14 protein-coding genes and 1 tRNA gene are annotated in these 15,710 nt (G+C 72.9%); 9 read left to right on the forward strand and 6 right to left on the reverse strand.

Annotated elements, in window-relative coordinates:
* The first annotated feature begins 64 nt into the window (after nt 1-64).
* On the forward strand, nt 65-1,531 hold the full coding sequence (locus ACH414_RS24765; protein WP_382546270.1) for an amino acid permease: 1,467 nt from the start codon (nt 65-67) through the stop codon (nt 1,529-1,531).
* Nucleotides 1,532-1,604: 73 nt separating this feature from the next.
* Here ACH414_RS24765 and phsA read toward each other — a convergent pair whose 3' ends face one another.
* Nucleotides 1,605-3,467 carry an O-aminophenol oxidase PhsA gene (gene phsA / locus ACH414_RS24770; RefSeq protein ID WP_398943378.1) on the reverse strand — a complete coding sequence of 621 codons (1,863 nt, stop codon included), beginning with the start codon at nt 3,465-3,467 and terminating at the stop codon, nt 1,605-1,607.
* 141 nt (nt 3,468-3,608) lie between these two features.
* Between phsA and ACH414_RS24775 the strand changes: the two genes are divergently transcribed.
* Both ACH414_RS24775 and ACH414_RS24780 read left to right on the forward strand, forming a co-directional pair.
* Nucleotides 3,609-4,694, forward strand: coding sequence for an S-(hydroxymethyl)mycothiol dehydrogenase (locus tag ACH414_RS24775; protein ID WP_382546264.1), 1,086 nt, complete (start codon nt 3,609-3,611; stop codon nt 4,692-4,694).
* Entirely contained in the window at nt 4,694-5,323 is a 630-nt protein-coding gene (locus ACH414_RS24780; RefSeq protein ID WP_382546261.1) for an MBL fold metallo-hydrolase, read from the forward strand. Before ACH414_RS24775 ends, ACH414_RS24780 begins: the two co-directional genes overlap by 1 nt.
* Here ACH414_RS24780 and ACH414_RS24785 read toward each other — a convergent pair.
* Both ACH414_RS24785 and ACH414_RS24790 read right to left on the reverse strand, forming a co-directional pair.
* Nucleotides 5,307-6,236 (reverse strand): RluA family pseudouridine synthase, encoded by a 930-nt coding sequence (locus ACH414_RS24785; RefSeq protein ID WP_382546259.1) that lies wholly within the window; start codon nt 6,234-6,236, stop codon nt 5,307-5,309. The genes ACH414_RS24780 and ACH414_RS24785 overlap by 17 nt on opposite strands.
* Before the next feature lie 60 nt (nt 6,237-6,296).
* Nucleotides 6,297-6,384 (reverse strand) — tRNA-Leu (locus tag ACH414_RS24790).
* Between the two features lie 304 nt (nt 6,385-6,688).
* Between ACH414_RS24790 and ACH414_RS24795 the strand changes: the two genes are divergently transcribed.
* The 3 genes from ACH414_RS24795 (at nt 6,689) to ACH414_RS24805 (ending at nt 9,374) form a co-directional block, all read left to right on the forward strand.
* On the forward strand, nt 6,689-8,014 hold the full coding sequence (locus ACH414_RS24795) for a M20/M25/M40 family metallo-hydrolase (RefSeq protein WP_386566479.1): 1,326 nt from the start codon (nt 6,689-6,691) through the stop codon (nt 8,012-8,014).
* 128 nt (nt 8,015-8,142) lie between these two features.
* Nucleotides 8,143-8,376 (forward strand): chaplin ChpH, encoded by a 234-nt coding sequence (chpH, locus tag ACH414_RS24800; protein WP_382546254.1) that lies wholly within the window; start codon nt 8,143-8,145, stop codon nt 8,374-8,376.
* A gap of 116 nt (nt 8,377-8,492) precedes the next feature.
* Nucleotides 8,493-9,374, forward strand: a complete 882-nt coding sequence (locus ACH414_RS24805; RefSeq protein WP_398943382.1) for a chaplin — start codon at nt 8,493-8,495, stop codon at nt 9,372-9,374.
* Nucleotides 9,375-9,422: 48 nt separating this feature from the next.
* On the opposite strand, the gene ACH414_RS24810 is transcribed toward ACH414_RS24805, so the two are convergent.
* Nucleotides 9,423-9,611, reverse strand: a complete 189-nt coding sequence (locus ACH414_RS24810; RefSeq protein WP_125749393.1) for a DUF5703 family protein — start codon at nt 9,609-9,611, stop codon at nt 9,423-9,425.
* A gap of 47 nt (nt 9,612-9,658) precedes the next feature.
* Between ACH414_RS24810 and ACH414_RS24815 the strand changes: the two genes are divergently transcribed.
* Nucleotides 9,659-10,291: a hypothetical protein gene (locus ACH414_RS24815; RefSeq protein ID WP_382546248.1), complete on the forward strand. Its 633-nt coding sequence runs from the start codon at nt 9,659-9,661 to the stop codon at nt 10,289-10,291.
* Nucleotides 10,292-10,372: 81 nt separating this feature from the next.
* Here ACH414_RS24815 and ACH414_RS24820 read toward each other — a convergent pair whose 3' ends face one another.
* Both ACH414_RS24820 and ACH414_RS24825 read right to left on the reverse strand, forming a co-directional pair.
* Nucleotides 10,373-12,508 carry a helix-hairpin-helix domain-containing protein gene (locus tag ACH414_RS24820; protein WP_398943385.1) on the reverse strand — a complete coding sequence of 712 codons (2,136 nt, stop codon included), beginning with the start codon at nt 12,506-12,508 and terminating at the stop codon, nt 10,373-10,375.
* Nucleotides 12,505-13,482, reverse strand: a complete 978-nt coding sequence (locus tag ACH414_RS24825; RefSeq protein WP_382546242.1) for an aldo/keto reductase — start codon at nt 13,480-13,482, stop codon at nt 12,505-12,507. Before ACH414_RS24825 ends, ACH414_RS24820 begins: the two co-directional genes overlap by 4 nt.
* Before the next feature lie 173 nt (nt 13,483-13,655).
* On the opposite strand from ACH414_RS24825, the gene ACH414_RS24830 reads away from it, so the two are divergent.
* Both ACH414_RS24830 and ACH414_RS24835 read left to right on the forward strand, forming a co-directional pair.
* Complete coding sequence (locus tag ACH414_RS24830; RefSeq protein WP_386566470.1) at nt 13,656-14,705, forward strand: LLM class F420-dependent oxidoreductase; 1,050 nt, start codon at nt 13,656-13,658, stop codon at nt 14,703-14,705.
* A 197-nt stretch (nt 14,706-14,902) separates the two neighbouring features.
* Complete coding sequence (locus ACH414_RS24835) at nt 14,903-15,688, forward strand: ferritin-like domain-containing protein (protein WP_382546238.1); 786 nt, start codon at nt 14,903-14,905, stop codon at nt 15,686-15,688.
* Nucleotides 15,689-15,710 lie beyond the last annotated feature (22 nt).

Here is a 15,710-nt window from a genome sequence, read left to right on the forward strand (position 1 = left end):
GGAGACCCCCGAGGGCACGGCCGGGTCCCGCACAACCCGCCCCCTCACGAAGGCGATCAACTCCATGAGTGACCGCGCCACCGCGGCCGAGCCGCAGTCCGCCGCACAGGCGGCCGCCGGCTCCACGTCGTCCCCCCACATCGACGCCGGCGACGCCGGATACCGCAAGGACCTCAAGTCCCGGCACATCAACATGATCGCCATCGGCGGGGCCATCGGAACGGGCCTCTTCCTCGGCGCCGGCGGCCGCATGGCCAACGCCGGACCCTCGCTGTTCATCGCGTACGCGGTCTGCGGCGTCTTCGCCTTCTTCGTCGTCCGCGCCCTCGGCGAGCTCGTGCTCTACCGCCCGTCCTCCGGCGCGTTCGTCTCCTACGCGCGCGAGTTCATGGGGGAGAAGGGCGCCTACACGGCCGGCTGGCTCTACTTCCTCAACTGGTCGACGACCGCCGTCGCCGACATCACCGCCGCGGCCACCTACGCCCACTTCTGGTCGATGTTCAGCGACGTCCCCCAGTGGGTCCTCGCCCTGATCGCCCTCGCGGTCGTCCTCACCGCCAACCTCATCTCGGTGAAGTACTTCGGCGAGATGGAGTTCTGGTTCGCGATCATCAAGGTCGCCGCTCTGGTCGCCTTCATGCTGGTGGGCATCTTCCTCGTCGTGACCTCGCACGACGTCGGCGGCCACACCCCGGGACTCGCCAACATCACCGAGAACGGCGGCATCTTCCCCAACGGCATGATGCCGATGCTCCTGCTCATCCAGGGCGTCGTCTTCGCCTACGCCTCCGTCGAGCTGTGCGGCGTCGCCGCCGGCGAGACCGAGAACCCCGAGAAGATCATGCCCAAGGCGATCAACTCGATCATGTGGCGCGTGGGCCTCTTCTACGTCGGCTCCGTCGTCCTGCTCGCGCTGATCCTCCCGTACACCGCCTACTCCGGCGACCAGAGCCCCTTCGTCACCGTCTTCGACAAGCTGGGCATCCCCGGCGCCGCCGGCGTGATGAACCTGGTCGTCCTCACCGCCGCCCTCTCCAGCCTCAACTCGGGCCTCTACTCCACCGGCCGCATCCTGCGCTCCATGTCGCTGGCCGGCTCCGCGCCCAAGTTCACCGGCGTCATGAACAAGGGCGGCGTGCCCTACGGCGGCATCCTGCTCACCGCGGGCTTCGGCGTCCTCGGCGTCGTGCTCAACGCCAGGATGCCCGACGACGCCTTCGAGCTGGTGCTGAACTTCGCCTCCATCGGCATCATCGGCACCTGGGCCATGATCATGGTCTGCTCGCTGCTCTTCGTCCGCCGGGCCAAGCAGGGCAAGCTGACCCGCCCCTCGTACCGGCTGCCCTGGGCCCCCTACACCCAGATCGTGACGCTCGGCTTCCTCGCCGCCGTCCTGGTCCTGATGTGGATGGACGGCGGAGTGAGCCGCACCACCGTCAACGGCCTGCCGCTGGTCGCCGCGGCCCTGGTCGGCGGCTGGTTCCTGGTCCGCCGCCGGGTGCGCGCCACCGAAGGCCGCGACCAGGACTGACCCCTCCGACAGCAGGAGGCCCCCGCGAGCACGCCGCTCGCGGGGGCCTCGCGCGTGTGCGCCCGCCGGACGGCTAGTGGCCGCCGTGCCCGCCGCCGTGCCCGTGCCCGTTACCGTGCCCCGCGCCGTGGTCGAAGGGCAGCACCTCGGGCGGCACCACCACGAACGGCCGCATCATCCCCATGTCCTCGTGCTCCAGCAGATGGCAGTGGTACATGAACCGGCCGTACGCCCCGTCGAAGCGGCCCAGCACCCGCACCAGCTCGCCGCCCGGCACCCGGAACACGTCCTTCCAGCCGCGCTCGTTCGCCGGCACCTCCACCGGCCGTCCCCCGTCGAACCGCACCGGCGAGCGCGAGCCGCCCAGCGCCGCGTCGAACCCGTCCGTCGCGTACGCCTCCCGTCCCATCACCTGGAAGTCCGCCAGGTGGATGTGCATCGGGTGCATCAGCGGCCCCGGCGCCAGGTTCAGGAACGACCACTGCTCGTAGGAGCCCTCGCCGATGGTGAAGCCGAGCCCGTCGTTGAACGTCCGGGCCGTCCGCCGGTACGTGCGCACCTTGCCGTCCGCCGACTGGAGCTGGATCACCCCGTTCGCCGGCAGCCGCAGCCGGGCCTGCTCGTGTTCCGGGACCTCCTCCATCTCCCAGATCTCCGTGTGCCCGCCGCCCCCGACCGTCCCCGGCGGCGTGATCACCACGAGCCGGTGCCCGTGCTCGACGTGGGCGTGGTCGTAGCGCCGGAAGGAGCCCGAGAGGACCTGCGGCAGCTCGAAGGCGTCCGCCTCCGCCCCCTCGCCCACCCGGAACTCCATCACCTGCGGATACGGCACGTTCAGCGCCGCGTCCGGCACCCCGGGCTCCCGCCCGGCGGCCTTGTTCACCAGCCGTACGGACCGCCCCGCGAGCCCCCGGAAGTCGATCAGCAGGTCGAAGCGCTCGGCCGGGGCGATCGTCAGCGGCGCCACGGTCTCGGCGCCCCCGTCGCCCTCCTCGAAGTCGAAGGCCACCGGGCGCGGCAGCAGACCCCCGTCACTGCCGATCTGGTGCACCGCCCCGGCCACCGGCCGGTCGTCCTCGTCGACGAGCACCAGGTCGTAGGTCCGCGCGTTGGACGCGTTCACCAGCCGGAAGCGGTACCAGCCGTCCACCACCTCCAGATACGGCCAGATCGTGCCGTTGACCGTCGTGTACGGGCCGAGGAACGGCAGGCCGACCGGCTTGCCCGTCTCCGGGTGGCTGGCCACCAGACGCGTCGTCTTGTGCAGCAGCCGCCCGTTGAGCTCCCCGTCCTCGTCCGTGTCCAGGTTCCGGTCCGCCAGGACCAGCGGCAGCTCCCGCTCCCCGGACGGCAGACCGAGGGCGTCCTCCTCCTCGTCCCGCACCAGATAGGTGCCGGCCAGACCCGCGTACACGTTCCAGCGCGTGATGTTCATGGCGTGGTCGTGGTACCACCAGTGCACCGCCTGGTGCTCGTTCGGGTACTCCGACAGCTGCGCGCCGCCGAAGCCCACCGCGTTGTCCGTCCAGCCGTCGTTCCCGCCGCCGGTCTGCGCCCCGTGCAGGTGCGTCACCGTCCAGGCGGGCAGCGCCGCCGCCTCCCTGACCGGCTCCACGCCCTCCCGGCCCGGCCGGTTGTGCGGATCGGGCCGCCCCTCGGTCCGCGGCACCTCGACCACGGTCACCGGGAACTCGCTGCCCTTCGGGATCCGGTTGGTCCACGCGATCCGCAGCGGCTGCCCCTTGCGCACCTCGATGGTCGGACCCGGCACGCTCCCCTCGTACCCCCACATCAGCGTCGGCGGCAGCTGACGGTGCATCCGCACCCACGTCGGGCGCAGCGCGATCTCGATCTCGGCCGTGTCGTCGCCCGGCTCCGGCCGGAGCACCGGCGGGACGGTCAACGGGTCGGCATACGGTTCGAGTTCACTGGTCATCGATTCCCCCTGAGGCTGTGTCATGCCTGCGGAGACAAGAGACAGCGGGCGACGGGGCGAAGGTTGCGGGCTCCGCGTAACCTGGCCGATATCGTCACATCCGTAACGCGGGTCACCGTTTCGGTGGAAGGGAAGTCCACGATGGCGCAGCAGGTCCAGGGGGTCATCGCCCCCGGCAGGAACGAGCCGGTCCGGGTCGAGACGATCGTGATCCCGGACCCCGGACCCGGTGAGGCCGTCGTGAAGATCCAGGCCTGCGGCGTCTGTCACACGGACCTGCACTACAAACAGGGCGGAATCAACGACGAGTTCCCCTTCCTGCTCGGCCACGAGGCGGCGGGCGTCGTGGAGTCGGTCGGCGAGGGCGTCACCGACGTCGCCCCCGGCGACTTCGTGATCCTCAACTGGCGAGCGGTGTGCGGCCAGTGCCGGGCCTGTCTGCGCGGCCGCCCCTGGTACTGCTTCGACACCCACAACGCCCGGCAGCGGATGACCCTCCTCGACGGCACCGAGCTCTCCCCGGCGCTCGGCATCGGCGCCTTCGCCGAGAAGACCCTGGTCGCCGCCGGCCAGTGCACCAAGGTCGACCCGGCCGTCGCCCCCGAGGTCGCCGGACTCCTCGGCTGCGGGGTGATGGCCGGCATCGGCGCCGCGATCAACACCGGCAACGTCGGCCGCGGCGACACCGTCGCCGTCATCGGCTGCGGCGGCGTCGGCGACGCGGCCGTCGTCGGCTCCCGGCTCGCCGGTGCGGCGAAGATCATCGCCGTCGACATCGACGACCGCAAGCTCGACAAGGCACGCGCCATGGGCGCCACCCACACCGTGAACTCCCGCACCGCCGACCCCGTCGAGGCGATCCGGGAGCTCACCGGCGGCTTCGGCGCCGACGTCGTCATCGAGGCGGTCGGCCGCCCCGAGACCTACCGCCAGGCCTTCTACGCCCGCGACCTCGCCGGCACCGTCGTCCTCGTCGGCGTCCCCACCCCCGAGATGCAGCTCGAACTCCCGCTCCTCGACGTCTTCGGCCGCGGCGGCGCCCTGAAGTCCTCCTGGTACGGGGACTGCCTGCCCTCCCGGGACTTCCCGATGCTGATCGACCTGCACCAGCAGGGCCGCATCGACCTCGGCGCCTTCGTCACCGAGACCATCGGACTCGGCGACGTCGAGAAGGCCTTCGCCCGCATGCACGAGGGCGACGTGCTGCGCTCGGTGGTGGTCCTCTGATGGGCACCCGCATCGACCACCTCGTCACCTCCGGCACCTTCAGCCTCGACGGCGGCACCTGGGAGGTGGACAACAACGTCTGGATCGTCGGCGACGACACCGAGGCCGTCGTCATCGACGCCGCCCACGACGCCGAGGCGATCCTCGCCGCCCTCGACGGGCGCGCCCTGCGCGCCATCGTCTGCACCCACGCCCACGACGACCACATCGACGCGGCCCCGGCCCTCGCCGCCGCCACCGGCGCCCGGATCCTGCTCCACCCCGCCGACCAGCCGCTGTGGAAGCTGACCCACCCCGACCACACGCCCGACGGCGACCTCGCCGACGGCCAGGTCCTCACCATCGCCGGCACGGACCTGCACGTCCTGCACACCCCGGGCCACGCCCCCGGCGCCGTCTGCCTCCACGCCCCCGACCTGGGCACCGTCTTCACCGGCGACACCCTGTTCCAGGGCGGCCCCGGCGCGACCGGCAGGTCCTACTCGGACTTCCCCACCATCGTCGACTCGATCCGGGAGAAGCTCCTCACCCTCCCGCCCGAGACGGTGGTCCGCACCGGCCACGGCGACAGCACCACCATCGGCGCCGAGGCCCCGCACCTGGAGGAATGGATCAAGCGGGGGCACTGAGCCGCAGCCGGCTCTCGAAACGCAGCCCCTCGCCCGTGACCGGGTCGGTGAACTCCAGCGTCCGCGCCAGCAGTTGCAGCGGCCGCCCGTAGTCCTCCGGCCCGTCCGCGCGGACCACCGGATAGACCGGGTCGTGCAGGATCGGCAGACCCAGCGCGTTCATGTGCACCCGCAGCTGATGGGTCCGCCCGGTCACCGGCAGCAGCCGGTACCGGGCCAGACCCCCCGCACGGGCGAGGAGCTCGATCCGGCTCTCGGCGTTCGGCTCGCCCGGCACCTCCCGGGCGGCCATCACGCCGCGCTCCTTCTCGATCCGGCTCCGCACGGTCACCGGCAGCTCCACCGCCGGATCGTACGGCGCCACAGCCTCGTACCCCTTGGACACCAGGCGGTCCCGGAACAGCGTCTGGTACGCCCCCCGGTCCTCCGGCCGTACCACGAAGAGCACGAGCCCCGCCGTCAGCCGGTCGAGCCGGTGCGCGGGCTGGAGCGCCGGAAGGCCGAGCTCCCGCCGCAGCCGTGCCAGCGCCGTCTCGGTGACGTGGCGGCCCCGGGGCATCGTCGCCAGGAAGTGCGGCTTGTCCGCCACCACGATCCGCTCGTCCCGGTACACCACCCCGACCTCGAACGGCACCCGCCGCTCGGCCGGGAAGTCCCGGTGGAACCAGAGGTAGCGGCCCGCCGCGTACGCCTCGTCCCCGGCGACCGGAAGCCCGTCGGCCCCGACGAAGCGGCCCCCGCGCAGCATCTCCTCGATCCGCTCCGCGCCGACGGCCCCGGCGTACCGGTCGAGCAGGAACTCCCGCACACTCGCCCAGGCCCGCTCCGGATCCTCCGGCAGCCGCAGCCGCACGGGATCGATCCCGTCCCGCTGGGGAAGGGGCGAGGAGGGGGCCTTGGTTCTGCGTCGCACCGGTCTACCGCGTTCCTGCCGCCTAACAAGAAGGACCCCACAAGATGTGGGGTCCTTCGCTGGTGTCCGAGGGGGGACTTGAACCCCCACGCCCGATAAAGGGCACTAGCACCTCAAGCTAGCGCGTCTGCCATTCCGCCACCCGGACAGGTGATCTTGTCTTCCCGGCCGCTCGGCCGTTCCGACGAGGAAAACCATAGCAAACATCTGAGGTGGCCGATCACCACCCCTTCTCGCACCCCTTCTCCCGCCCCGTCTCACCACCCCTTCCCCCACCTCTTCTCCCATTCCGTCTCACCACTCCGCCCCACCACCCCTTCACCACCCGCACGGGTCTCCGTGTGACGGGCTCATGTCGGCCGACGGCCGCCCTTGCGGCCTTGAGGGGGACACGCGGGAGGATGGGGAGATCAAACAGCCAGCATGTGGGGCACGTAGTGGGAGGAAGCAGCGTGAGCGAGTCGAACACCGGCCGGACCGTCACGGGCGAGGACGAGGTCGTCGACCTCTGTCGCGACCTCATCCGCATCGACACCAGCAATTACGGCGACCACTCCGGCCCGGGCGAGCGGGCGGCGGCGGAGTACGTCGCGGAGAAGCTCGCCGAGGTCGGACTCGAGCCGAAGATCATCGAGTCGCACAAGGGCCGGGCCTCCACGGTCGCCCGGATCGAGGGCGAGGACCCGTCGCGGCCCGCCCTGCTCATCCACGGCCACACCGACGTCGTCCCGGCCAACGCCGAGGACTGGACGCACCACCCCTTCTCCGGCGAGGTCGCCGACGGCTGCGTCTGGGGCCGCGGCGCCGTCGACATGAAGGACATGGACGCGATGACCCTCGCGGTCGTCCGCGACCGCATGCGCAGCGGGCGCAAGCCCCCGCGCGACATCGTCCTCGCCTTCCTCGCCGACGAGGAGGCCGGCGGCACGTACGGCGCCCGCCACCTGGTCGACAAGCACCGGGACCTCTTCGACGGGGTGACCGAGGCGATCGGCGAGGTCGGCGGCTTCTCGTTCACCGTCAACGAGAACCTGCGGCTCTACCTGGTGGAGACCGCCCAGAAGGGCATGCACTGGATGCGGCTGACCGTCGACGGCACGGCCGGCCACGGCTCCATGACCAACAACGACAACGCGATCACGGAGCTGTGCGAGGCCGTGGGCCGGCTCGGCCGCCACCAGTGGCCGGTACGCGTCACCAAGACCGTGCGGTCCTTCCTGGACGAGCTCTCGGACGCGCTCGGCACCCCCCTCGACCCCGAGGACATGGACGCCACGCTCGCCAAGCTCGGCGGCATCGCCAAGATGATCGGCGCCACCCTGCGCAACTCCGCCGCCCCGACCATGCTGGGCGCCGGCTACAAGGTCAACGTCATCCCCGGCCAGGCCACCGCCCATGTGGACGGGCGCTTCCTGCCCGGCTACGAGGAGGAGTTCCTGGCCGACCTCGACCGGATCCTGGGCCCGCGGGTCAAGCGCGAGGACGTGCACGGCGACAAGGCCCTGGAGACCAGCTTCGACGGCTCCCTGGTCGACGCCATGCAGCTGGCCCTGCGCGCCGAGGACCCGATCGCGCGCGCGGTGCCCTACATGCTCTCCGGCGGCACCGACGCCAAGTCCTTCGACGACCTGGGCATCCGCTGCTTCGGCTTCGCGCCGCTCCAGCTGCCGCCGGAGCTCGACTTCGCCGGGATGTTCCACGGCGTCGACGAGCGGGTGCCGGTGGACGGCCTGAAGTTCGGCGTCCGGGTCCTGGACCGCTTCATCGACGCCTCCTGAAATCGACCGTGCGTGCGCGCGTTACCGGAAAGAGTGAATGCCCCCAGGGGCTCGTAGCCCCCCTGGTTCCCCCTCGTTACAGGTGGTGCGGTCCGCGGCTGGGACCGCATTGCCAACAAGGAGGAATAATGATCAAGAAGGTCGTCGCTGCTGCGGCTGCCACCGGCGGTCTCGTTCTCGCGGGTGCGGGCATGGCCGTTGCCGACGCGGGCGCTCAGGGTGCCGCCATCGGTTCCCCCGGCGTGCTCTCGGGCAACGTCGTCCAGGTGCCGATCCACATCCCCGTGAACGTGTGCGGCAACACGGTCTCCGTGATCGGTCTGCTGAACCCCGCCTTCGGCAACACCTGCGTCAACGCCTGACGTTGAGCATCACCCCCTGAGGGTTTGAGCCAAGGCCGGCCCCGGAGTGCGCGCCATGCACTCCGGGGCCGGTGGGCATTTCTCACGCGCCGAGCAGCAGGGAAGCAGGAACAGCAATGCGACAGGTCACACGCATCACCCGGAAGAGCCTCGTCACCGTCGCCGCGGCGGGCGGCATGATCGCCCTCGGTGGCGGTTACGCCCACGCCGACGCGAACGCGAGCGGCACGGCCTCCCACTCGCCGGGCGTCGCGTCCGGCAACACCGTCCAGGCCCCGGTCCACGCCCCGGTCAACGTCTGCGGCAACACGGTCAACGTCGTCGGGCTCATGAACCCGGCCTCGGGCAACAAGTGCGCCAACGCCGGCAGCCCGGGCGGCTACGGCGACGAGGGCGGCTCCAGCGGCTCCTCGGCCGACGGCAGCGCCTCGCACTCGCCGGGCGTCGGCTCCGGCAACGTCATCCAGGTGCCGGTGGACGCGCCGATCAACGTGTGCGGCAACAGCGTCACGGGCGTCGGCGGAGGCAACGCGGCCACGGGCAACGGCTGCGGCAACGGCATCGAGCCGACGACGCCGGGGACCCCCGGGACCCCGGGGACCCCGGGGACTCCGGGGACGCCCGGCACCCCTGGTACGCCGGGGACTCCTGGGACCCCCGGGACCCCGGGCACTCCGGGGACGCCCGGCACCCCTGGTACGCCGGGCACGCCCGGAACCCCCGGCAACGAGGGCGGTGAGCACCCCGGCACCCCGGGTACGCCCGGAACCCCGGGCACTCCCGGAACCCCGGGCACTCCCGGAACCCCGGGCACTCCCGGAACCCCCGGGTCCCCGCTGGGGCCGAACACCCCCGGTACGCACACGGGCACCGAGGCCCCGCCCACCGAGGAGCTGGCGCACACCGGTGCCGGTGCCCTCGGCATGGCCGTCCCTGCCGGTGCGGCCCTGCTGCTCGCCGGATCGGTGATCTACCGCCGGGCGCGCCGCACCGCCTGACCCGCGCGGAAAAGGCAGGGGCCCCGCACCGCGGGGCCCCTTTGCGTCTCACCAGGTGGCGCGGATCTGACGGATGATGCGCCGGCGCAGCCGCACTCTGCGGCTGCCGTCCCGATGCAGGCTCAGTCGGTCCAACTCCCAGTGCCCGTACTCGGCATGGTCGGTCAGAAGCCGCGTCGCCTCCTTGCGGGAGACGCCGCGCGGCACGTACACGTCGACAAATTCGTATTCCGGCATCGCATCTATTGTGCGGCCAAGGGCCCGGTACGGATAGCGTCTGTCCTATGTCTGATGCTGCGCAGCCCACCGCTGCCGAGGTACGCGCCGCCGCCGAGGCGGTCAAAGCCGCACTGGACCGTCACCTCGCGGCGGTCGAAAGCCGCACCGGGGACGACGACCCGGCCGTCTACGAGGCCTTCAACGCGCTCGCCGCGGCGGCGGAGGCGTACGACGAGGTGCTCTACGACCGGTACGACGAGGTCACGCCCTTCGAGATCCCAGGCGCCGACGACTCCCTGCCCCCCTACGCGGGGCCGGAGGAACCGCACGCCGTCAGCGTGCTGATCCGCCGCGACTACGCGGTGGTGGAGCCGAAGCGCCTCGTCGCCCAGGCCCGCCGCATCGTGGACGTCGACCGGGAGGGAAACGGCGCCGGCTCGACCTATGCCGCCCTCGGAACCCTCTTCGGCGAGTACGAACCTGACGAAATCGCGTCCCGTCACAAGGAATTCGGTCTGGAGGAGGGCGACTCCACCCTGTGGGTCGAGGCGGCCGACGACCTGCCCGAACCGGGGGAGTGGCTGAACGCCCCCTTCGACCACGCCGACCCCGAGCGGATCGTCTGCCGTTTCGACATCAGCGCCGTCTTCGACGACGAGGCGGAGGAGGAGCTGGAGGACCAGGTCCACGGGGCCTGAGCGCCCCGCAGAGCCCCTACGGCACGCCCGGCGCCCTCCCCGCACGACACGGGGGAGGGCGCCGGGCGTCCGTGCCCCGGGCTACGCCTCGTCGTCCTGGAGCAGGGCTTCGATCAGCGGGCGCAGCCGGGTCGTGCGCTCCGGGTCCCGGCCCTCGGCCACCGCGCGCGGCAGGGCCTGGTCCACGCCGTGGACGACCGACAGATGCCGCTCGGCCCGGCCGAAGGCCGTGTACACCCAGGCCCGGCTGAGGCCCGCCGCCGCGTCCCCGGGCAGCACCACGACCGCGGCGGGCCAGCGCGCCCCGGCGGCCTGGTGCGCGGTGAGCGCCCAGCCGTGCCGCAGCGCGGACTCGACCCGCTCCTTCGGCACGACGACCGGCTCGCCGCCGCAGTCCAGGTGGAGGCCCTCGGCGTCGGCCGAGACCACCGTGCCCGGCACGGTCCGGCCCGGCGCGGGGGAGTGGGCGACGCGGTCGCCCGGGTCGTAGCCCCCGAAGCGGCCGGGGCCCGGGTTCAGACGCTGCTTGAGGGCCGCGTTCAGGGCGCGGGTGCCCGCGGCGCCGCCGTGGCCGACCGTGATGACCTGCGTCCGGTCGGCGGGCAGGCCCAGGGCGCGCGGGATCGAGTCGGCGACGAGCTGCACCGTGCGGTGCACCGCCTCGCCGGCGTCCCGGACCGGGACGATCACGACCTCCTTGCCGGGGGCCTCCACCTGGTTCAGCTCGCCGACGCCGATGCCCGAGACGAGCTCGCCGATCGGGCCGGGGTCCGGCACCCGAGAGGCGATCTGCGGGGCGATCCGGGCCGCGAGCAGGTCCGCGAAGACCCGGCCGGGGCCGGCGGATCCGAGGACATGGGGGTCGCCCGCCAGGACCAGCCGGCAGCCGTCCGGGAGCGCCTCCACGAGCAGCGCCGCGGTCTCGACGTCGAGCTGCGGCGCGTCCAGGACGACCAGCAGGTCCAGGGCGAGGGTGCCCTCCTCGTCGCGGCCGGGTCCGGCCGCACCGGAGAGCAGCGCGGCCACCGTCACCGCCCCGGCCCGGGGGGTGTGTGCCGCGAGGGCGGCCCGCAGGCCCCGCTCACGGGCCGCGTCGGCGAGGGCGGCGGGCTCGGCGCGGGCCGCCTCGCCGCCGGTGTGCAGCACGAGGCCGTGCGCGCCGGCCGCGCGGACCAGCTCGGGGCCCTCCCAGTCGGCCGCCTCGACCGTCCGGATCAGCCGGGCGAGCCCGTCGGCGAGGCTCTCCTCCGCCAGCGCGTACCGCTCGAGGCCCAGCAGCACGGGCGCCGGCGGCCGCTCCTCGCGCGCCGCCGGCCCAGCGCCCTCGCCGGTCTCGTCCCCGTCCTCCTCGCCCGCGGCCTCGTCGTCCTCCTCCTGGAAGACCAGGACCGCCGCCTCGGAGATCGCGAGCTCCACCGCCTTGTCCGGCTCGGGGACCGACAGCTTGGCGAGGCCGTCGCGCACGGTGCCGATCTCCAGGGCGGTGTGCCCCTTGACCGCGGCCTGCTCCAGCAGCCAGGCGGTCAGCGCCACCGCCCGCCGCTCGTCCCCGGGCCCGCACCCGGCGCCGAGCAGCGCCCGCGCGAAGCCGTCCGCCTGCTCGGGGCGCACCCCCGGCACCGCGAGCAGCTGCCAGGGGTCGTCCGCCAGGGCACGGGCGGCGCCCTCGCCGAGCACGGCCGCGACCTGGCCGGCGAGCGCCTCGGGCGCCCCGCCGCGGGCGAGCACCTGGCGCACCGAGGAGGTGGTCTCCTCGGTCACCACGGGGGCGGTGGGCGCCGGCGGGCGCACCGTCCGCTCCGGTGCGGCGGCCGGCGCGGGCCGGGCGGGCGCGGGCACCTCGGGGCGGAAGGACGTGACGGGCTTCGCGCCGCTCTCCACCGCCCGTACCGCCGCGAGGAGATCGGCTGCCGTCCCGCTGAGCTTGCCGCCCGCCTCCACGGGCGCCTCCCGCTCGGCCTTGCGCTGCTCGATCCGGGCCCGCAGCTCGCGCTGCGCGGCCAGCTCGGCCTGCGCCTCGGACAACTCGGGAGTGGCGGCGGCCTCGGTCCCGGCCCCGCCCGTGGCCGCGTCGTCCTGTCCCGGCTCCCGCAGCCCCTCGTCCCCGGCCTCCGTCGCGGCCTCGCCGGCGGTCTCCGGCTCCGGCGCGGGCGAGTCGGCGGCGTCGGCGGCGGGCGCGGCTGCCTCGGGCGGGGTCTCCCCGGAAGGCTCGGTCACAAGGTGCTCCAGTCGTGATCCGGATAGTGGTGCACGGGCGCCGACACATCGTCGAGGGCCCGGAAGATCTCGTCAGGAAGACTAAGGCTCTCCACTGACAACGCGGCCGTGAGCTGCTGCGCGTTGCGCGCGCCGATGATCGGGGCGGTCACTCCCGGGCGGTCGCGCACCCAGGCGAGGGCCACCTGGAGCGGGGTGGCCGCGAGTCCGTCGGCCGCCGTCGCGACCGCGTCGACGATCCGGCTCGCCGCCTCGTCCAGATACGGCTCCACGAACGGCGCCAGCGCCTCCGATCCGCCGCGCGAGTCCGCCGGGGTGCCGTGCCGGTACTTCCCCGTGAGCACTCCGCGGCCCAGGGGGGAGGAGGGCAGCAGCCCGATGCCGAGGTCGAGGGCGGCCGGCAGCACCTCCCGCTCGACGCCCCGCTGGAGCAGCGAGTACTCCATCTGCGTCCCGGCGAGCCGGGTCCGGTCCCCGCTCAGCTGCCAGGTGCCGGCCTTGGCGAGCTGCCAGCCGCAGAAGTCCGCGACGCCGACATAGCGCGCCCGGCCGCTGCGCACCGCGATGTCGAGGGCGTGCAGCGACTCCTCCAGCGGGGTGCAGGGGTCGTAGGCGTGCAGCTGCCACAGGTCCACGTGGTCCGTGCCGAGCCGCGCGAGGGAGGCGTCGAGCGCGGCGAGCAGGTGCCCGCGCGAGCCGTCCGTGCGCCGGTCCGGGTCGGGGACGCTGCCGGCCTTGGTCGAGATGACCAGGTCCCGGCGGGGCACCAGGCCGTCGAGCAACCGCCCGAGCAGGTACTCGGCCTCGCCGCCCCCGTACACGTCCGCGGTGTCGACGAGCGTGCCGCCCGCGTCCCAGAACGTCTTCAACTGCTCGGCGGCGTCGTGCTCGTCGGTGTCCCTGCCCCAGGTGAGGGTGCCGAGCCCGAGCCGGGACACGCGCAGGCCGGTACGTCCGAGATGCCTCTGCTCCATGGCCGCGAGAGTACTGGCCATGGCACCACGGGGAGAGAGCCTGTGGACAAGCTGTCCACAGGTGGGGCCCCGCCGCCGTCCGAGCGGTGCCCCGCCGCCTCCTGACGAAGGGCGGGGGTGCGCGCTAGAGTCCCGGTCACAGGGACGTTACCGATGGGTAAGGGGTACGTGGCATGCGGCTCGGCATCAACCTCGGCTACTGGGGCGCGGGCATGGACGGCGACAACCTCGCCGTGGCCCAGGAGGCGGACCGCCTCGGCTACGACGTGTGCTGGGCGGCGGAGGCCTACGGCTCCGACGCGCCCACCGTGCTCTCGTGGGTCGCGGCCAAGACGGAGCGGATCGACGTCGGTTCGGCGATCATGCAGATCCCGGCCCGCCAGCCCGCGATGACGGCGATGACCGCCGCCACCCTCGACTCCCTCTCCGGCGGACGCTTCCGGCTCGGCCTCGGCGTCTCCGGACCCCAGGTCTCCGAGGGCTGGTACGGCGTCAAGTTCGACAAGCCGCTCGCCCGCACCCGCGAGTACGTGGAGATCGTCCGCCGGGCCATGTCCCGCGAGCGCCTCACCTACGAGGGCGAGCACTGGACGCTGCCGCTGCCCGACGGCCCGGGCAAGCCGATCAAGCTCACCGTGCACCCGACCCGCCCGCACATCCCGCTCTACATCGCGGCCATCGGCCCGAAGAACCTGGAGCAGACCGGCGAGATCGCCGACGGCGCCCTGCTGATCTTCCCGGCCGCCGAGCACCTGGAGGACACGGCCCTGCGCCACCTGCGCGCGGGCCGCGAGAAGGCCGGGCTGACGATGGAGGGCTTCGACGTCCACCCGACCCTGCCGCTCGCCCTCGGCGACGACATCGACGCCCTGGCCGACATCTTCCGCCCGTACACCGCGCTGTACGTCGGCGGCATGGGCAGCCGCAAGCAGAACTTCTACAACCAGCTCGCCCAGCGGATGGGCTACGAGAAGGCGGCCGCCGAGATCCAGGACAAGTACCTGGCCGGCGACAAGGCCGGCGCCGCCGCGGCCGTACCGCGCCAGCTGATCGACCAGACGACCCTGCTCGGCTCCGTCGACCGGATCGCCGACCGGATGAAGGCCTACGCCGCCGCCGGGGTCACCACCCTGACCCTCGCCCCGGCCGGCTTCACCCTCGACGAGCGGCTCGCGGCCCTCAGGGCCGGCGTGGAGGCGCTGGAGCGGGCCGGGCTCGCGTAGCGGAGGAAGTCTGCGGCCGTGGTGGGGGCTCGGGGGTCTTCCCCGCCACGGCCGTCACGCAGCACAACGCGCGGGCGCGCCCGGGGTTACGCGCCGCGCGACACCTCGCGCGTACGCCTTTCGGCCCAGTGCCCGCGGCCTCCTGTTGCCCGACCGTGCGTGTCCCACTTGACTCGGACTCCACGGAGGTGGCAGCCATGCTCACGGCCAAGAGCCTGTTCCAGGAAATCATCGACGACGACGAGTCCTTCCAGCTCTTCTGCTCCATCGCCGCCAGCGGCGAGTCCCAGGGAGGCTGGGAGAACGCGCGTATCGCGGCCCTCGTCGCCCCCGGGATGCGCGACCTGGCCCCCAAGATCACCCGGCACGGCGCCGACGAGGACAAGCACGGGCGCATCTTCAACGCGTTGATGAAGAAGCGCGGCCTCGACCCCGTGCCCGTGCCGCCCGACACCGACTACACGATGCTGCTCGAACGCCGTGGCATCGGCCTCGCCCACGACAAGCTGCGCCGCGACGAGCCCCTCACCGAACGGGACATCGTCGTCTACCTGGCGCACAGCCGGGTCACCGAGGAACGCGCGGCGGCCCAGATGCAGCTGCTCGTCAGGTACTTCGGGGACGACCCGGAGCTCGGCAAGGCGATCAGGATGATCTGCAACGACGAGGACAACCACCTCGCCTACTGCCACGAGGAGCTGCTCAGGCTCAACTACGAGGGCCACGGCAGGCTCATCCAGAGCACCCTGCGCGAGTCCGCGCTCGCCGAGATCCAGGTCTACCGGGACGTGAGCCTCGCCGTGATGCGGCACATGGGCCGCATCCTGCGCTGGCCGAAGGCCAAGGCCGCCACGCTCGCCGCCGGCATCCACGGCGTGTACGCGTACGAGCGGGCCGCCGGCTGGCACAAGATGGTCGACCTCAGGATGCCGGAGCGCCGCAACGCCCTGGGCGGCCCCGCGACACCGGTCCCCGCCTTCTGAACCGGCCGCGGTCCCGCCCGCC

Origin of the sequence: Streptomyces sp. NPDC020422, from assembly GCF_044386705.1 — a bacterium.
In the GTDB taxonomy this organism is placed as follows: Bacteria; Actinomycetota; Actinomycetes; order Streptomycetales; family Streptomycetaceae; genus Streptomyces.